We start from the raw sequence: 16165 nt of genomic DNA on the forward strand, positions 1-16165 counted from the left end.
GCACCTGTCGTCGAGAGGGGCGAGCTTTGCTCATCCATGCCCGGGAGGTATAAGATCCTCCACCGCATCGGCTGGCGGGACGTCCCTGTCGCCCTCCGTACGGTCGCGATAGAGGGCGGCCCTGGCAAGCAGCATCAGTGTCACCGGCGTCGTGAATGTGACGAACAGGGCGATCAGGATTTCATGCACGACAGGCCGGGTTTCGAGAACAGTGAAATAGAGCGCCGATCCGAGCAGGATGGCCCCCATGCCGAATGTCGCGCCTAGGGTCGGAGCATGGACGCGGGCGTAAAAATTGCCTAACCGAAGAAGTCCGAGCGAGCCGACGAGGGTAACGGCGGAGCCGGACAGCACGCAAAAGGCGACCAGCCATGCGGCCCAGGCAGGAAAATCTCCCATGCTTGTCATTCGATCACCTCACCGCGCATGAGGAACTTTGCAAGCGCCACGGTCGCGACGAAACCCATAAGTCCGATCACCAGCGCCGCCTCGAAGTAAAGGGTGCTGCCGGTGCGAACGCCGAACGAGACCAGCATCAGCATGGCATTCACGTAGAGCGTGTCGAGCCCAAGAATACGGTCCTGCGCTCGCGGGCCGACGGCGAGCCGGAAGGTTGCGCAGCACATCGCCAAGCCAAGCAGAATCTGAGCGGCGATGATCGACCATATCAGGATGGACTGGCTCATTCGAAAATCTCCATCAGCAGACGCTCATAGCGGCCCTTGATCGTGCGAATCCAGACCGTCTCGTCGACCAGATCGAGAACATGCAGCAACAGAGTTCCTTTCGCGGCATCGTAGTTGAGCCAGATCGTGCCGGGGGTCGAAGTGATGATGACGGACAGTACCGCCAGCCCTTGAGGGCTTCGCATGTCGAGCGGAATCGTCATGAAGCCTGCGTTCACGCCCGGCTCACGCGAACGCACGATGATGCGACCGACGGCGAGGTTGGAACGCAGGATGTCGACCAGCACTACGCCAGCCAGCCGCAAGGCTGCTCCAGGCCGGCGGATGCGCGGCTTATCGGGCCGCAGGGCCGCCATCACCCAGGAAGCAAGGACTGCGATCACGGCACCCAGCACGATATGGCCAGGCGAAACGGTCTGGTTCAGCAGGAGCCACAGGATGAGCAACGCAGCCGACAGTAATGGATAGGGAAGAAGCCAGCTCATCGGCTATCCTTCCTGTGATCCGCACCGGCCCGTGGCGCCTGCAGGACACCCGTGGAATAGTCCTGCGGAGCGCGCAGAGACTGCGTCGTCGCTTCCATGTAGCGCATGGCCGGGCCGCCGCCGATGGTGAGACCGAGGCAGATCAGCAGAAGGCCCAGCACCGGAGTCATTTCGATGACACGTACACGGGGAACGCTGTCATCCATGCGAGCCCAGAAGGAACTGATCCCCGTTCGCGTCATGGCGATCAGCGTCGCGAGGCCGGACACGGTCAGGAGGCCGATCAGAGCCCAGGTCGAGGCATGGACTGTTGTGCCATCCGTCTTCAGCATTGCCGCCATCATGCCGAATTTTGCGACGAAGCCGGATAGCGGCGGCAGGCCCGCCAGAAGCAGGGCGCAGGCGATGAAGCTGCCACCCATAAGAGCCACTGTCGCCGGAATGGCGACACCGACTTCTTCCTCGGGATCATCATCGCTATCGCCATAGACTTCCATCGTCACGGCAAGAACGTCCGCTCCAGGGTCGCGCAAACGCTCAACAAGCTCGACCAGCAGGAAGAGGGCGGCGATGCCTAAGGTGGAACTGACAAGATAGAATAGGGCAGAACCAATGACGGCTCCATTTCCCGTGCCCATGGCGGCGATCAGCGTCCCGGACGATACCAACACGCTGCAACCGGCGAGCCTCGGCAAGGATTGCGAGGCCAGAACGCCGATCGTGCCGAACGCGATGGTCAGCATGCCTCCGAACAACAGCCATTCGCCGCCGAATCCGGCCAGCGGGCCCGCATCCGCGTCGAACATCAACATCCACAGACGCAGGATGACATAGATGCCGACCTTGCTCATGATAGCGAATAGAGCTGCCGCCGGCGCTGAGGCTGCCGCGTAAGTGGTCGGCAGCCAGAAATTGAGCGGCCATGCGCCTGCTTTCATCAGGAAGGCGGTGCCGAGTATCGCCGCTGCGGCGGCGAAGAGAGCGGCGTCTGTTGGTGCAAGATTGGGGATGCGATTGGCGATATCCGCCATGTTGAGCGTCCCGGTGACCCCATAGGCCAAGCTGGCGCCGATCAGGAAGAGCAGGGACGCCGTGAGATTGATGGCGATATAGGCGAGGCCCACCCTGACCCGCGCAACCCCGTCCCCATGCAGAACGAGACCATAGGAGGCGGCGAGCAGCACCTCGAAGAACACGAAAAGATTGAAGAGGTCTCCGGTCAGGAAGGCGCCATTGAGCCCCATCAGCTGGAGCTGAAATATCGTGTGGAACCGCGGCCCGGCGCGATGCCACCGCGCGAGCGAGTACAGCAACGATGCGATGGCAAGCACGCTCGTCAGCACCAGCATGAGGGCGGAAAGGCGATCCAGCACCAGCACGATCCCGAAAGGCGCAGGCCAGTTGCTGAGATGATAGGTCAGTACGCTGGATCCCGAAGGCATCATGTCCGCCTGCTGCAACAAAGCGATGGAGACGATCAGCAGGGCAAGTGTCGTCGCGATCCCGATTCCACCTTTGAGTTTACGGCTGCGCTCAGAGAGGAGCAGCATCACGGCTCCGGCGATGAGCGGCAGAAGGATCGGCACAATAATCAGGTTATCAAGCAGGCCGGCCATCATGAGTCCTCCCGGCCGTCCACGTGGTCGGTTCCAGTCAGGCCGCGCGAGGCCAGCATGACAACGAGGAACAGCGCCGTCATGGCGAAGCTGATGACGATGGCGGTGAGAACCAGCGCCTGCGGCAGCGGATCGGCGTAAAGCGCCGGGTCAACGGCGTCGGCATTCTCCAGGACCGGAGCTGCTCCGACCCGCAAACGGCCCATGCCGAAGATGAACAGGTTCACGGCGTAGGCAAGCAGCGACAGACCGATGATCACCTGGAATGTGCGCGGACGCAGCAGCAGCCACACACCTGAGGCGGTGAGGATGCCGACCGCGAGCGCGAAGATGAGCTCGTTCATGCTTCCTCCTTCATCACGGTTGGTGGCGATGCGGAAATCGAAGGCCGGGCGGCGCGAGGGGTACGGCCCGATTGGTGCGCCAGAGCGATCAGGATAAGCACCGTTGCTCCGACCACGACTGAGAATACCCCCAAATCGAACAGGAGCGCGGTGGCAGCCGGCACCTTTCCGATCACTGGAATTTCCACGTATTGGAAATAGGAAGTTAGGAACGGATAACCGAACGCCCAGGCGCCGATTCCCGTGAAAGCTGTGCAGAGGAGACCGAGGCCCATCCAGCTGATCGGTCGGATCCTCAACCGCGCTTCGATCCAGCGCGTCCCGCCCGCCATGTATTGAAGGATCAGCGCAATCGACATCGTGACGCCGGCCGCAAAACCGCCGCCGGGCATGTCGTGGCCGCGCAGGAAGAGGTAGACGGCAACCACGATGACCACCGGGAACAGCCATTGCATGATCACGCCGGGGATCGTGAGGTAATCGGCGAGCGTGTCGCCCACCGCCCGATCCGGACGGGCTGTGTCGTAGGCATCCTGAACCTGTTGCTGTTCCGGAGCATCGACACTTTCCGGCGCGGGACGGAACCGGCGCAGGAGGGAGAAGACCGTGATCGCCACGACGGCGAGCACAACGATTTCGCCGAAGGTGTCGAAGCCGCGGAAATCGACCAGGATCACATTGACAACGTTGCGTCCACCGCCTTCGGAGTATGCGTTCTCGATGAAATAACGCGAGATCGTGTCCGGAAGCGGCCGTGTGAGCATCGCGTAGACGATGAGCGTCATGCCTACGCCGGCCGCCACGGCAAGCATCAGGTCCCGCACCCGTCGAATGCGGGCCTGGGTCCCCATCGCAACACCTTCGCCAACAATCTCAAGCCTCTTCGGCAGCCAGCGCAGACCGAGGAGGATCAGCACCGTCGTCACGATCTCGACGAGAAGCTGGGTGATGGCAAGGTCGGGAGCCGAGAACCAGACGAAGGTGATGCAGGTGATAAGGCCAGCTCCACCCATGAGGACCATGGCCGCGAGGCGATGATACTTGGCCTGATAGGCCGCACCGATCGCGCACAGGCCGCCGACGATCCAAAGCATGACAAAGGCAGGATCGAAGGCCGTCGCCGGACGGGAGCCTGCCGTAAGTTCTTGCCCGTAGAGGGGCCAGAGCGCCGCGATTACCGCAAATGCCACCAGGAGCCGCAACTGTGGCTGAAGCCGCTGAGTGCCGAGCAGCCGTTCGAGCGAACGGGCCCAGCGCCATGACAGCTCGACGAGCACACGCTCGAAGATGCGCTGCCCTTTGAGACGGCGCATCAGAGGAGGGCCTTCGATCCCCTTCGCGAGGTAGCCCTGCAGAAGCCAGTACAGAATGATGCCGCCGGTCAGCGCAATGACGCTCATCATCAGTGGTTCGTTGAAGCCGTGCCATATCGCGAGGCTGTAATAGGGCGTGTCCGGCCCCAGCACAGCGTGGACCGCCGCCGAGAGGAAGGGCTTGATGGTCATTGCCGGAACGATTCCGACGAGCAGGCATACGAGAACGAGAAGCTCGATGGGAAACCGCATCCAATGCGGGGGCTCATGCGGCGTGCGCGGCAGGTCCGTCGCGGGCGGGCCGAAGAACACGCCATGAATGAACCGCAGGGAGTAGGCGACGCTGAAAGCGCTCGCCAGCATGGCGAAGTAGGGGAGGGAATGGTCGAGAATCGAGTCGACATGGAAGGCGGCCGCCTCGGCGAAGAACATTTCTTTGGACAGGAAGCCGTTGAGCAGAGGCACGCCGGCCATGGCTGCGGCTGCGACCATCGCCAGGGTGGCCGTAATCGGCATGAAACGGAACAAGCCGCTCAGACGCCGGATGTCGCGGGTGCCGGATTCATGGTCGATGATGCCGGCGGCCATGAACAGCGAGGCCTTGAAGGTCGCATGATTCATGGTGTGGAAGATGGCGGCAACCGCGGCGAGCGGACTGCTGAGCCCGAGCAACAGGGTGATCAGACCAAGGTGACTGATGGTGGAATAGGCCAGCAGGCCTTTGAGATCCTGCTGGAAGATGGCCGCGTAGGCACCAAGGAGCAGAGTGCAGAGGCCTGCCGAAACCACGATGTAGAACCACGCCTCCGTGCCGGACAAGACCGGCCAGAGCAGGGTCAGCAGGAATACGCCCGCCTTCACCATGGTGGCCGAGTGCAGATAGGCCGATACCGGCGTCGGCGCGGCCATCGCGTGCGGGAGCCAGAAATGGAATGGGAACTGGGCGCTCTTGGTCAACGCGCCGAGGAGGACCAGGATCAGAGCCGGCAGATAGAGGTCGCTGCCGCGGATGAGGTCCCCTGATGCGAGAACCTGGTCGAGATCATAGCTGCCGACGATGTGGCCAATCAGCAGAACGCCGACAAGCAGGCACAATCCGCCCGAGGCCGTAACCGTCAGCGCCATTCGCGCACCATCGCGGGCGCTGGCGTTGTGATGCCAGTAGCCGATGAGGAGGAAGGAGAAGAGACTGGTCAGCTCCCAGAAGAAGACGAGCTGGATCAGATTTCCCGAGAGCACGATCCCCAGCATGGCGCCCATGAAGGCGAGCAGGAACGCGAAGAAGCGCGGCACAGGGTCGGCGGGGGACATATAGTATCGGGCATAAAGCACCACCAGGAAGCCGATACCGGTCACCAGCATGGTGAACAGCCAGGTGTAGCCATCCATGCGCATGGTGAAGTTCAGATCGAGCGTCGGTATCCACTCAATGCCGGTACGCAGAACGCCACCATCACCCACAACCGGATACTGAACGGCTGTGAGAGCAGCGGCACAGAGCGCAATTGTTCCGGCCAGGAAGGCGGCGCCATTGCGGGCATCCTGGCGCAGGAAGACAGCGGCAAGGCTCCCGAGAAAGGGAAGGACGATAATCGCCAGGAGAGGCATGCCACTGGACATGGATTGAGGGATCTCCTTCCGGGTGGGAGCGCGAGTAAAACTCCGAGTTTTTAGGGCTTATGTCGCCCAATATGGTTGAAGTAGGCCTGCAGATGCAAGGGCATAACCGAATAAAATTAATGTCAAATCGATGTTGAGGCTATGCCCCGCCGTCCAGATACGGCTCCGATCGTGAATGTAAGAAGATTGTCAATGTCGGATTGAATGAAGCTTTCTCAACTAAAGAGGAAGATGGCAAGGCCGCTTGGTAGATACACGTCTGCAATATCCGCCTTTTACGTTATGATGTTACGAAAAGATTCCAGCGGATCTTTCGGTATGTGCCTTGTTGGTCCAAGTGCGGATTATGGCATAGAAGGAGAAATCCACTCAGTCGGTGAATCTCATGCACGAAACTACGTTCATTGCCACGGTCGCCGTCTGTTTCGTCCTCGCCTTCGTCTTCGGCTATCTCGCCGATCGTCTTCGTCTGCCACCCCTGGTCGGTTATCTGGTCGCCGGCGTTTTCGTCGGTCCCTTCACACCAGGTTTCGTAGCGGACAAAGCTCTGGCTTCCGAACTCGCGGAGATGGGCGTGATCCTGCTCATGTTCGGGGTCGGGCTCCACTTTTCGATCAGGGACCTCATGGCGGTGCGCAACATCGCCGTACCTGGAGCAATCGGCCAGATCATAGCGGCCACAGCGCTCGGCGCGGGCCTTGCCCACCTCTGGGGTTGGACCCTGGGTGAGGGCATCGTCTTCGGCCTGACCTTGTCCGTTGCCAGTACGGTCGTCCTTCTGAAAGCTCTTGAGGAGCGAAACCTTCTGCAAAGTTCCAATGGCAGGGTCGCCGTCGGCTGGCTCATCGTCGAGGATCTCGCCATGGTCCTGGCGCTGGTCCTTCTCCCGGCCTTCGCCGAGGTTCTGGGCGGTCATCCGGCGACTGCATCCGGCGCTCATGCCGTGCCCGCGTCCGACGGTCCCATACTGCTGACATTGATGATAACGCTCGGCAAGGTGGCTCTCTTCGTAGCCCTCGCGGTTTTGCTGGGGCCGAGGGTCGTTCCTTACCTGCTGAAGCAGGTGGCGCGGACTGGGAGCCGTGAATTGTTCACGCTGTCCGTGCTGGCTCTAGCCATCGGCATTGCCTACGGCTCGGCGAAAGTCTTCGGCGTTTCCTTCGCCCTTGGCGCCTTTTTTGCCGGTGTGGTTCTCAGCGAGTCTCACTTCAGTCATAGAGCCGCAGCGGAGTCGCTTCCGCTGCAGGACGCCTTTTCCGTTCTGTTCTTCGTGTCGGTCGGCATGCTGTTCGATCCCATGGTCCTGATGCGCGACCCTATCTCGGTGCTTCTGGTCCTCGCACTGATCGTCGCTGGAAAGGGACACATAGCCCTCGGCATTGTCCTGGCCTTGCGCTATCCGCTGAACATGGGCTTGCTTGTCGCCGTGAGCCTAGCCCAGATCGGAGAGTTTTCCTTCATTCTCGCGGGGCTTGGAGCATCTCTCGGACTGCTTCCGAGCGAGGGGCAAGGGCTGATCCTGGCTGGCGCTCTGTTGTCGATCACCCTGAATCCCTTGTCCTTTCACCTGGTGAACAAGCTCAGGAAGCGCCTTGGCGTCGACACTCCATCAAAAGAAACCGACTATGGTTTCGGACGCTACCACACCCTCGAAGCCGAACTGACGGCGAACCGCCATCACAGCGAGGAGCTGGAGCGGGCACGGGAATTAGAGCTTCAGTCCCTGCTCGAGACGTTCCCCGTTCTGGCTCTGGTCGATCGGCATGAGCAGGAGGAGCTGCTTCTCCTGTTCCGCCCCAAGGCTGCTGCACCGGGCGAGAAAGTCATCCGCCGTGGAGACCGGTCGGATGGAATGTATTTCATTTCATCGGGAGCCGTGGAGGTTACGGTCGGCGACAGGAAGATCAGGCTGGACCACGGAGCCTTCTTTGGTGAGATGGCTTTGGTTGACGATGCCCGACGAAACGCCGACGTGACAGCGATCGATTACTGCCAGTTCTTTGTCCTCGAGAACCGCGACTTCAATCAGTTCATGGCGCGCCATCCCGCCCTACGGAGCGCCGTGGGCGAGATGGCGGAACAGCGCAGGGCCATGAACCAGGAACGAGTGCCCCATTCAGAGGCTGTGGCACAAGCAGCGGCCGGTCAGATCGCAGAAAGTCCCTCATCCGCAGTCGGCTCACCATGAGGGCTGATGTCCATAAACGGGAGGAGATGGGTCCTCGCAATATGTCCGCCTGTTTCCTGGGGGCGCTACACCAGCCTGCGCTTTCGCACTCACTCAGCTAGTCCTGCTTACGATCTGTTAACCATGGCGATCAATAATTCCATGTGAATCGCAAGGTTGGTTCGCAGCCAATCTTGCCTGGGGGTGAGTGCGAGTGGAGAGCGTTATGAGTAGCAAGGGAAATCTGGATCAGAAGGCGTCGCCACCGCGGCTCGGTCCCGACGATCGGGAGCAGATCGGAGCCCATCTCCAAGCCGTCTTCTCGGAAATCGAAGGGCAGCCGATCCCCGATGAGCAAATTGACCTGCTGCTCGCGCTGCGGCGGGTTGAGCGTGAACTCGGGCGCAAGGAAGCTTGAGCGGAACGTCGTTGCAGGTTCGCCGTTGTCGAGGCTCGATACCAATCAAGAAACGGTAGTCTCATGCCTCGTGAAGTCTCAGCCCCGGACGGCATTACATGGACCTGTATCCAAGCCTTCTCGGGATTGGGCAAGGACCCAGAGAAGATGGAAGCGGCTCGCGTCGACGGGAAGGCTGATGCTTTCCAGGTGGTCTGCACACCTTCCGGCGGTGCGCAATCGGTACGGATCGAGCTGCCAGGCGACTGGGAGGCGGAGATCTCCGAGGAGCAGCTGCTGGACATGATACAGGCTCAACTGAAACAAGATTCATGACGCGCCGGGAGAAGCGGCCCTGCGTTTTGCGAGATCTCCTGACGCGAAATTTCCAGCGAAGCGAGGCCGAGAGGAGAAAGCTCTCGGCATTCGGCCTCAGGGATAAACTGTCCCCGAGATAGCCTCGCCCAGGCTCCCGACATGACCTTCGAAGTTCGCCCGTGTGCGCGGATCGATGACGGCGACCGGAGCGGAAACGGCAAGACCCGCAGCCGTGCCGACTGCTGCAGCGGCACCCGCCGTGACTTGGATGATCCGGTCACCCACGCCGACGCGGGAATCCGTCAACGTCTGACCTTCCGCCAGTTGCCGCCCGATGATGCGCACGACCTCGGGACTTTCGGCATATTTGCTGTGATTTAGCGGATCTCCTGACCTGAGTTTGGACAGGTTCAGCACCGTGAGGCCCGCCCGTTCCAACTGGCTTCGATACGGCTCCTGTTCCGGATCGATGGCGCCGAGCCGTACTGAATCTCCCCAGATGCGACGGGAGATCGCCAGTGCCCGATCATCCTGCGACACGAACAACGTGAATTCCGGGCGGTTCTTGCCCATATCCATGATGGCTTCGCGGAACAGGCCCACATCCACGTCGGGAGCTGCCAGCAGCACGTTCTTGATCTTAGGTGCGACGCGGCCGTCACGGATCGCCATCTGACGCAGGGCTTCCAGAGTAACCCAGTTGCCCATGGAATGGGCAAGGATGGAGATCTCGCCGACATCGGGAGATTGTGCCAGCGCGCGCAGCGTATCTTCCAGCGCATTGCGCGAATAGGTATTGCTCTCGCGGTCATAACCGTAGGCCAGCACGCTACCGCGCGAGGGCCACGTGAAGAGGACAGGCGCCACGGGCGTGCCCGCATCATGCACGATCTGTGCGAAGCGGAAGACCGCATCGTCGAAACGATTGTTGAAGCCGTGAATGAATACCAGCACGCGGCGTTTAGGGACCTGTCGCACCGTGCGCTTGAACAAGGCGAGTGCCTGCGCACGATCGATCACATCGGCCTTAAGGGTCACGAAGTCCGTAGCCGGATTGCCGGGAACGCTGCGCGGCCATTGAACCTCGCCCTGTTTGCGGTTGGCTTCCGGAGGTATGGATACCGTGAACTCAGCAAAAGAAAGCTGCGGCCCACGATCGCCGGAGAAGAACTCGTTCGGATCGGTTGCCCGCATGCGGGTTGTGGTGACGAGCATTTCGACCCGGCTCGCTCCGGGAACCGTTTCATCAACAGGAAGCAGCGTGCCTCGCAGGTCGGCGCAGGCGGACATGAACGGGAGCAGGATAAGGCAAGTCATCCGGAATGCTGATGCTTTCCAGCTGCCGGTTCGGTTTGTCGCTTGCTCCATTATTCCCCCCGCCGTTCATCCAATGCCGACATATGAGAGAGCCTACCCTGGGCGCGCCCTTTTGCACCGCCAACATCGAACGTGGTGCAGATCTGGTCGGCGATCAGCAGTTACGCGCCAACTTGGCGAATTCCTTCGGTAACCTCGCTCAATCCGCGTCCCATTGTCCATGATCCACGCGGGCCGCACCGGTCGCGTATCCTCGACCGTACGAAACTCGGATGCTCGTGGGTAAAAGCGACGGCTCCTGACAATATCCACCATCGGCGGGTTTCCGGCTATAGGGAGTTTTACATGATGTCAGCACAGGCTTCGTAAGAGCGGCGTTCCGGACGGTGGCTTCCGTCCTACGGCGATACCCGGCCTATGGCTGCGTAGTCCTGCCCGGGACGTGACAGGTTCATGGGGGCCACTGAGGTCACGGATCGATCTCGTCCCGCGAGCGCCCGGGCCGCGGCCGATAGCGCGGCAGGGACCAGTCCCACTTCAGCGCGGCGGCCCGGATCGCGAGCGCGGCCAGGAAGCCGCCTGCCAGCGCGTACTCGCGAGCGATCCCGGTCAGCGCCAGGGCGACGAAGATCACGGCCCCGCCAAGCGCCGCAGACACATAGATCTCGCGGCTGAGAATGACCGGGCTTTCGCCGCCCAGGATATCCCGGACGATGCCGCCGAAGGTGGCCGTGATCACGCCCATCGCGACGGCGACGATGGGACCCGCCTCGGCCAGCAGAGCCTTTTCGGCCCCAGTCACCGCGAACAAGGCCATGCCGACAGCATCACACCACAGCAGGAGCTTGAGACGCGAATGCGGAATGTGGGCAAGGAAGAATGCCGCACATGAGACCAGCACGCAGGTAACCAGGTAGGCCGGCTCCCGCACCCAAAAAACCGGAAGCGCATCGATGAGCGTGTCACGGATCGTCCCGCCGCCAATTCCGGTTGCTGTGCCGAGCAGCACGAAGCCGACCAGATCCATCTGCTTGCGCGAGGCGACCAGCGCGCCGGTGGTGGCGAAGACGACAATCCCGAACCAGTCGAGGAGGGCGGTAAAGGTGTCGAACATCAATCAGGCTCCATCATGGGCCGCAGGCGATTCTGCGGTGGAGCCCCCTCTGTCATTGGCCTGAGAGTTTCATCGGGATGCCGGCGGCAGCCGCGATTTTCACCATGGGCGGGAGCAAAATGCTCCACTTTTCAGAGTTTATGCAACGAAGCGGTCCTGGATGCCTGAGAGTTTCCGGGGCAGTTGCTCCTTCGGCGGCCAGTGTCCTGGCTCTCTCCCGCTCATTGCTAAGGTTAACCTAACTTGGTTTGTGGCAGAAATGTGTTGTCCGGCGGTAAAGGGCTTCGTCTCCGCAGACGACAGCCGCCGATCTTGTCTTTGTGCTACGGGTCTTGTCTTGCATGATGCAAGCGCGACGAGAAGCCCGAAACCGAACATTTCGCCTCCGGCACCCATGCGGTTTGACAAATGGGTCAATGTAAACCAGCTTAAGGGCACCATGTTGAGCTTCGCACAATTCCGTCACGGCCTGCACCGGGCAGGCAACCTCATCGCGGGCAAGTAGCCCCGAGCTCGACGTGCATCCGCACCCCGAGTTCGGGGGAGCGCAAGATCCCAAATCCTTCGGACGTCTTGTGAGGCCGGGTGCTGACGCATCCGGTGTGGCGGTATGCTTCAGCACTTCTTCAAACTCATGTTCCGCTTGGCGGAGCGAAAACCCGTTCAAGCCGGAGGCCGACATCGCGGCATGCCGACAGACGAAGCGTGTCCCGGGTCCAGGCGCTCCACAACCGAGTTCCTGGCGCAGACACTCAGGTCGGCACTGGCTCAAAAGCAAGCTGAAAGCAGGGGAGGCCGCTTTGTGCAGCAGCCCTCGAAACAACCGCTATCGAAGCCGGCTCCGCAAGAGGCGGAGCGGCCGGATGGGACGGTTGTCCGGCTGATGCCGCAGAGGCGTTCCGCACCGGAGCATGCCCCAAACCCGGCAACGCACGACGACAATGATCCCGGTACGTCGGCCGCATGAACACCGCCATCGGGTCCAACACAATTGGAGACATCCCATGACTAAGAAAATCGGCGGCTCCAAGCCGCGCATTACCCTGACCGCCGCAGACCACGAGAAGCTTTCGGCTCTCGCTAATGCAGCCGCGAGCACCATGCCCGAGGTCGCCGCCGAACTTACGGAGGAGCTCGACCGCGCGCATGTCCTTCCCAGAGGCCGCCGTCCAGGTGAAACAGTCTGCATGGGCTGCGAGGTCGATTTCCGCGACGACATGACGGGGAGGGTGCAGACGGTGCTCCTCGTCTACCCACACGAGGCCGATATCGCGAAGGGCAGGATCTCGGTGCTGACGCCCATCGGAACCGCCCTGATCGGACTTCCCGTCGGCAAGTCGATCGACTGGATAACGCGCACCGGCGAGACGAAGCGTCTGACGGTGTTGAAGGTGTGCGAACCGGCGGTCCTGGAGCCCCAATCCGCGTAAGCGCGCATACCGGCCAACTCCAGACAACGGGCATCCGTCGATGTCCTCTGTTGTGGCCATTCTATCCTCTGCCCTTTTCACCACCTCTCGTGTGGCCAGGGAAACAATTATGGACAGAACCGAAATGAAGAATGACCATTTCCCCATCTATGGCCGCATTACCGGCCCGATCGTCATGATCGGCTTTGGCTCAATCGGCAAAGGCATGCTGCCTCTGATCGAGCGGCATTTCGAGTTCGACAAGAGCCGCTTCACGGTCATCGATCCCGTCGATACTGACCGCAGCATGCTTGACGTGCGCGGCATCCCCCTGATCAACAAGGGCCTTACCCGCGATAACTATCGCGAAATCCTCACGCCGCTCCTGACGGAAGGTGGCGGCCAGGGTTTCTGCGTGAACCTGTCGGTGGACACCTCCTCGCGCGACATCATGGAGCTCTGCCGGGAACTCGGTGCGCTCTACATCGACACCGTTGCCGAGCCGTGGGCCGGGTTCTACTTCGACAAAAACGCCGGGCCGGAGGCGCGCACCAACTACGCTCTGCGCGAGATCATCCTCGATGCTCGCCGCAAGTCGCCGGGCGGGCCAACGGCGGTGAATTGCTGCGGCGCAAATCCCGGCATGGTCTCCTGGTTCGTGAAGCAAGCGCTTCTCAACGTCGCCAAGGATATCGGCATCGATGCCAAGGTTCCAGAATCGCGCGGGGAATGGGCGTCTCTTATGCAGCGCGTCGGCGTGAAAGGCATTCACATTGCGGAACGCGATACGCAACGCGCGGAAAAGCCGAAGCCCATGGGCGTGTTCGTGAACACTTGGTCGGTGGAAGGCTTCGTGTCGGAAGGCCTGCAGCCCTCCGAACTCGGCTGGGGCGCGCACGAAAAGTGGATTCCTGAGAACGCCCGAACGCATGAGAAAGGCTGCGGCGCAGCGATCTATCTGCTTCAGCCCGGCGCGAACACACGCGTGCGCAGCTGGTGCCCCACGCCCGGTCCGCAATACGGCTTCCTGGTAACGCACAACGAGGCGATCTCGATCGCCGACTTCTTCACCGTGCGTGAGGACGGCAAGGTCACGTATCGTCCGACCTGTCACTACGCTTATCATCCTGCGAACGACGCCGTGCTGTCGATGCATGAGATGTTCGGCAATGCCGGACAGTTCCAGGAGAGTCTCCACATCCTAACCGAAGACGAGATCGTCGACGGCATCGACGAGCTCGGCGTGCTGCTCTACGGTCACGACAGGAACGCCTATTGGTATGGCTCTCAACTCTCTATCGAGGAAACCCGCAAGCTCGCGCCTTACCAGAACGCCACCGGCTTGCAGGTGACTTCCGCCGTGCTTGCGGGCATGGTCTGGGCTCTGGAGAATCCGAAGGCCGGCATCGTGGAGGCCGACGACATCGATTTCCGTCGCTGCCTGGAAGTTCAGATGCCCTATCTCGGATCGGTGGTCGGCGTCTATACGGACTGGACCCCGCTCAGCAACCGCCCCGGCTTCTTCGAAGAGGATATCGACAGCTCCGATCCGTGGCAGTTCCGGAACGTCCTCGTCTCGTAGAGGTGCCCACAACATCTGCATGCCAAGTCATGATCCGGCCGGTGTCCGCGCCGGGTCATGACGACAGGTTTGGGGGTATCCAGCGCGCTGCCGACCCTGGTCATAAAGATGGCGGAGAGGGTGGGATTCGAACCCACGGTGGGCTTGCACCCACGGCGGTTTTCAAGACCGCTGCCTTAAACCACTCGGCCACCTCTCCATAGATCGCCTGAACGTGCTGGCGGCTCAGGGTTCTGTAAGGCCGTCAGGTCACTCCCGTCAACATATACCGCCGCCATACGTAGCGGGAGCCGTCTCCGGGGCGAGAGAACCTGTCGTTAACCAAGCTTATCTCTATTGAGTCGAAAGAGCCGCATTTTCAGGCCGCTCTTGAGCCTGAAGCGCAAAAGGCGGCTAAGGCTTTGGTGGATGGGAGATATTTCTCCCTTGAAGTTCCAATCCGGTCTCCCGTCATTTTCTTATGAATGCGCTTTCTCAAGCGCCCCAATGACCGGGCCGCTAATTTCAATGAGAGGCCAACCTATTGAAATATAAAGGTGAATACATGTTCTTGAAACAATGTTAATGAAAGCATGCCTTTATCATTGACAAGCGGGGCCGTTTAACTTTCCTTTAAGGCGACAAAAGCACCTTGGCTGGCTAACTGGGGCAATTCTGGCCGCCAAGCCTAAGGTGCTCAAAAGGGGATGCGTAACAATATGCATTGGAATCGCGCTGAAGCGGCAAAGAGCCTGATGGGAAAGATGGCATCTTTCGATCAATCGGCCCTCATTCGCATTGCCGGTGTTACGCTTATCGCCCTGACTGTTGCGAATTGCTCTTCGAATGTGAGGGGCGGCGTCGATCCTAAATACGGCGTGAAGGCCAGCCCGCGAGTCGTTGCTGCAGGTCAGCCGGTTCCGAAGGGCGGCGGCCGCGACATGGTCGGTAAGCCCTACACGGTTGCCGGGCGCACTTACGTTCCCACCGAGACTTCACGCCCGGCCGAGGGTCTGGCGTCCTGGTACGGCTCGAATTTTCATGGCCGCATGACCGCAAACGGCGAGATCTTCGACCGCGACTCGATCGCGGCCGCCCATACGACGATGCCGCTTCCGAGCTATGCGCGCGTCACCAACTTGCAGAACGGCCATTCCATGATCGTCCGCGTGAATGATCGTGGACCTTTCCATGGCAATCGCGTCATCGACGTTTCCGAGAAGGCGGCTTCCGCTCTCGGCTTCCAGCGCGCGGGCACCGCCCGCGTTCGCGTCGAATATGTCGGCCGCGCCTCGACCAATGGCAGCGACGACAGGATTCTTCTGGCGAGCCTGCGCACCGATGGGCAGCCCGCCAGCATGACAAATGGCGGCGCTCCGACCATGATCGCCCAGGCGACGCCGCGTCCCGCAGCTCCGCGTCAGGCGATTGGCATCAATGCCTACGAGCCCGAGGATGAGATCGAGACGGCTCCTATTGCCTCTACTGCTCCTCAGCGCATGGCGTTCAACGAGGGGCCAGCCTCGGTTCCCGCCAGCACTTATGTGCCGCTGCCGCCCGAGCGTCCGTTCGACCTCGGCACCATTCCTGGCGCTGTCCCTCCGTCGCTCAAGGTCAGCTCCGCATCGCCCAGCACTATATCGCCGGCACGTCCGGTCGTGGCCGGGCTGTATTATGCATCGCCGGAAGGCGGGCAGGGCGGTTTCCAGAAGACCAGCGCCTTCAGGCCGCTGGATCAATCCAGGTTCGTCCGCTGATCGGCTGAAGGCCTGCAGACCTCTGTGACCTCGCGCACAGCTTATCGTTCCGTCACGTTGA

Annotated in this window: 14 protein-coding genes, 1 tRNA gene and 1 riboswitch; of the genes, 6 read left to right on the forward strand and 9 right to left on the reverse strand. The window is 61.0% G+C overall.

The window, feature by feature from the left end:
• Nucleotides 1–30: 30 nt before the first annotated feature.
• From mnhG to AB4Y85_RS01105, 6 genes are read right to left on the reverse strand one after another with little or no spacing between them, the layout of a single operon-like run.
• A complete protein-coding gene (mnhG, locus tag AB4Y85_RS01080) occupies nucleotides 31–408 on the reverse strand; it encodes a monovalent cation/H(+) antiporter subunit G (RefSeq protein WP_441982995.1) in 378 nt (125 codons plus the stop codon).
• Nucleotides 405–686 carry a K+/H+ antiporter subunit F gene (locus tag AB4Y85_RS01085; RefSeq protein ID WP_441982996.1) on the reverse strand — a complete coding sequence of 94 codons (282 nt, stop codon included), beginning with the start codon at nucleotides 684–686 and terminating at the stop codon, nucleotides 405–407. Before AB4Y85_RS01085 ends, mnhG begins: the two co-directional genes overlap by 4 nt.
• Nucleotides 683–1171 (reverse strand): Na+/H+ antiporter subunit E, encoded by a 489-nt coding sequence (locus AB4Y85_RS01090; protein ID WP_441982997.1) that lies wholly within the window; start codon nucleotides 1169–1171, stop codon nucleotides 683–685. The genes AB4Y85_RS01085 and AB4Y85_RS01090 overlap by 4 nt, the downstream gene beginning before the upstream one ends.
• A complete protein-coding gene (locus AB4Y85_RS01095) occupies nucleotides 1168–2787 on the reverse strand; it encodes a monovalent cation/H+ antiporter subunit D (RefSeq protein ID WP_441983230.1) in 1620 nt (539 codons plus the stop codon). Before AB4Y85_RS01095 ends, AB4Y85_RS01090 begins: the two co-directional genes overlap by 4 nt.
• Nucleotides 2787–3131, reverse strand: a complete 345-nt coding sequence (locus AB4Y85_RS01100) for a Na+/H+ antiporter subunit C (protein ID WP_441982998.1) — start codon at nucleotides 3129–3131, stop codon at nucleotides 2787–2789. The genes AB4Y85_RS01095 and AB4Y85_RS01100 overlap by 1 nt, the downstream gene beginning before the upstream one ends.
• A complete protein-coding gene (locus AB4Y85_RS01105) occupies nucleotides 3128–6064 on the reverse strand; it encodes a monovalent cation/H+ antiporter subunit A (protein WP_441982999.1) in 2937 nt (978 codons plus the stop codon). Before AB4Y85_RS01105 ends, AB4Y85_RS01100 begins: the two co-directional genes overlap by 4 nt.
• 385 nt (nucleotides 6065–6449) lie before the next feature.
• Between AB4Y85_RS01105 and AB4Y85_RS01110 the strand changes: the two genes are divergently transcribed.
• The 3 genes from AB4Y85_RS01110 to AB4Y85_RS01120 all read left to right on the forward strand — a co-directional run bounded on the left by AB4Y85_RS01110 (nucleotide 6450) and on the right by AB4Y85_RS01120 (nucleotide 8964).
• Nucleotides 6450–8252: a cation:proton antiporter domain-containing protein gene (locus AB4Y85_RS01110; protein ID WP_441983000.1), complete on the forward strand. Its 1803-nt coding sequence runs from the start codon at nucleotides 6450–6452 to the stop codon at nucleotides 8250–8252.
• Between the two features lie 205 nt (nucleotides 8253–8457).
• Nucleotides 8458–8649, forward strand: a complete 192-nt coding sequence (locus AB4Y85_RS01115; RefSeq protein WP_441983001.1) for a NepR family anti-sigma factor — start codon at nucleotides 8458–8460, stop codon at nucleotides 8647–8649.
• A gap of 63 nt (nucleotides 8650–8712) precedes the next feature.
• A complete protein-coding gene (locus AB4Y85_RS01120; protein WP_441983002.1) occupies nucleotides 8713–8964 on the forward strand; it encodes a hypothetical protein in 252 nt (83 codons plus the stop codon).
• Nucleotides 8965–9060: 96 nt separating this feature from the next.
• On the opposite strand, the gene AB4Y85_RS01125 is transcribed toward AB4Y85_RS01120, so the two are convergent.
• Nucleotides 9061–10263 (reverse strand): alpha/beta hydrolase, encoded by a 1203-nt coding sequence (locus tag AB4Y85_RS01125; RefSeq protein ID WP_441983003.1) that lies wholly within the window; start codon nucleotides 10261–10263, stop codon nucleotides 9061–9063.
• A 469-nt stretch (nucleotides 10264–10732) separates the two neighbouring features.
• Entirely contained in the window at nucleotides 10733–11377 is a 645-nt protein-coding gene (locus AB4Y85_RS01130) for a trimeric intracellular cation channel family protein (RefSeq protein ID WP_441983004.1), read from the reverse strand.
• Nucleotides 11378–11518: 141 nt separating this feature from the next.
• Nucleotides 11519–11607: riboswitch (glycine riboswitch) on the reverse strand.
• Between the two features lie 774 nt (nucleotides 11608–12381).
• Here AB4Y85_RS01130 and rnk point away from each other — a divergent pair.
• Nucleotides 12382–12807, forward strand: coding sequence for a nucleoside diphosphate kinase regulator (rnk, locus tag AB4Y85_RS01135; protein WP_441983005.1), 426 nt, complete (start codon nucleotides 12382–12384; stop codon nucleotides 12805–12807).
• Between the two features lie 109 nt (nucleotides 12808–12916).
• Nucleotides 12917–14368: a homospermidine synthase gene (locus AB4Y85_RS01140; protein WP_441983006.1), complete on the forward strand. Its 1452-nt coding sequence runs from the start codon at nucleotides 12917–12919 to the stop codon at nucleotides 14366–14368.
• 109 nt (nucleotides 14369–14477) lie between these two features.
• On the opposite strand, the gene AB4Y85_RS01145 is transcribed toward AB4Y85_RS01140, so the two are convergent.
• Nucleotides 14478–14567, reverse strand: a tRNA-Ser gene (locus AB4Y85_RS01145).
• A 544-nt stretch (nucleotides 14568–15111) separates the two neighbouring features.
• Between AB4Y85_RS01145 and AB4Y85_RS01150 the strand changes: the two genes are divergently transcribed.
• Entirely contained in the window at nucleotides 15112–16104 is a 993-nt protein-coding gene (locus AB4Y85_RS01150; protein ID WP_441983007.1) for a septal ring lytic transglycosylase RlpA family protein, read from the forward strand.
• Nucleotides 16105–16165 lie beyond the last annotated feature (61 nt).

It is taken from the genome of Microvirga sp. 2YAF29, assembly GCF_052114605.1.
Lineage (GTDB): Bacteria > Pseudomonadota > Alphaproteobacteria > Rhizobiales > Beijerinckiaceae > Microvirga.

Excerpts from the sequence above, each read along its gene's own strand:
- mnhG (WP_441982995.1), bottom strand. The coding sequence starts at position 408 with ATGACAAGCATGGGAGATTTTCCTGCCTGGGCCGCATGGCTGGTCGCC.
- AB4Y85_RS01085 (WP_441982996.1), bottom strand. The coding sequence starts at position 686 with ATGAGCCAGTCCATCCTGATATGGTCGATCATCGCCGCTCAGATTCTG.
- AB4Y85_RS01090 (WP_441982997.1), bottom strand. The coding sequence starts at position 1,171 with ATGAGCTGGCTTCTTCCCTATCCATTACTGTCGGCTGCGTTGCTCATC.
- AB4Y85_RS01095 (WP_441983230.1), bottom strand. The coding sequence starts at position 2,787 with ATGGCCGGCCTGCTTGATAACCTGATTATTGTGCCGATCCTTCTGCCG.
- AB4Y85_RS01100 (WP_441982998.1), bottom strand. The coding sequence starts at position 3,131 with ATGAACGAGCTCATCTTCGCGCTCGCGGTCGGCATCCTCACCGCCTCA.
- AB4Y85_RS01105 (WP_441982999.1), bottom strand. The coding sequence starts at position 6,064 with ATGTCCAGTGGCATGCCTCTCCTGGCGATTATCGTCCTTCCCTTTCTC.
- AB4Y85_RS01110 (WP_441983000.1), top strand. The coding sequence starts at position 6,450 with ATGCACGAAACTACGTTCATTGCCACGGTCGCCGTCTGTTTCGTCCTC.
- AB4Y85_RS01115 (WP_441983001.1), top strand. The coding sequence starts at position 8,458 with ATGAGTAGCAAGGGAAATCTGGATCAGAAGGCGTCGCCACCGCGGCTC.
- AB4Y85_RS01120 (WP_441983002.1), top strand. The coding sequence starts at position 8,713 with ATGCCTCGTGAAGTCTCAGCCCCGGACGGCATTACATGGACCTGTATC.
- AB4Y85_RS01125 (WP_441983003.1), bottom strand. The coding sequence starts at position 10,263 with ATGACTTGCCTTATCCTGCTCCCGTTCATGTCCGCCTGCGCCGACCTG.
- AB4Y85_RS01130 (WP_441983004.1), bottom strand. The coding sequence starts at position 11,377 with ATGTTCGACACCTTTACCGCCCTCCTCGACTGGTTCGGGATTGTCGTC.
- rnk (WP_441983005.1), top strand. The coding sequence starts at position 12,382 with ATGACTAAGAAAATCGGCGGCTCCAAGCCGCGCATTACCCTGACCGCC.
- AB4Y85_RS01140 (WP_441983006.1), top strand. The coding sequence starts at position 12,917 with ATGGACAGAACCGAAATGAAGAATGACCATTTCCCCATCTATGGCCGC.
- AB4Y85_RS01150 (WP_441983007.1), top strand. The coding sequence starts at position 15,112 with ATGGCATCTTTCGATCAATCGGCCCTCATTCGCATTGCCGGTGTTACG.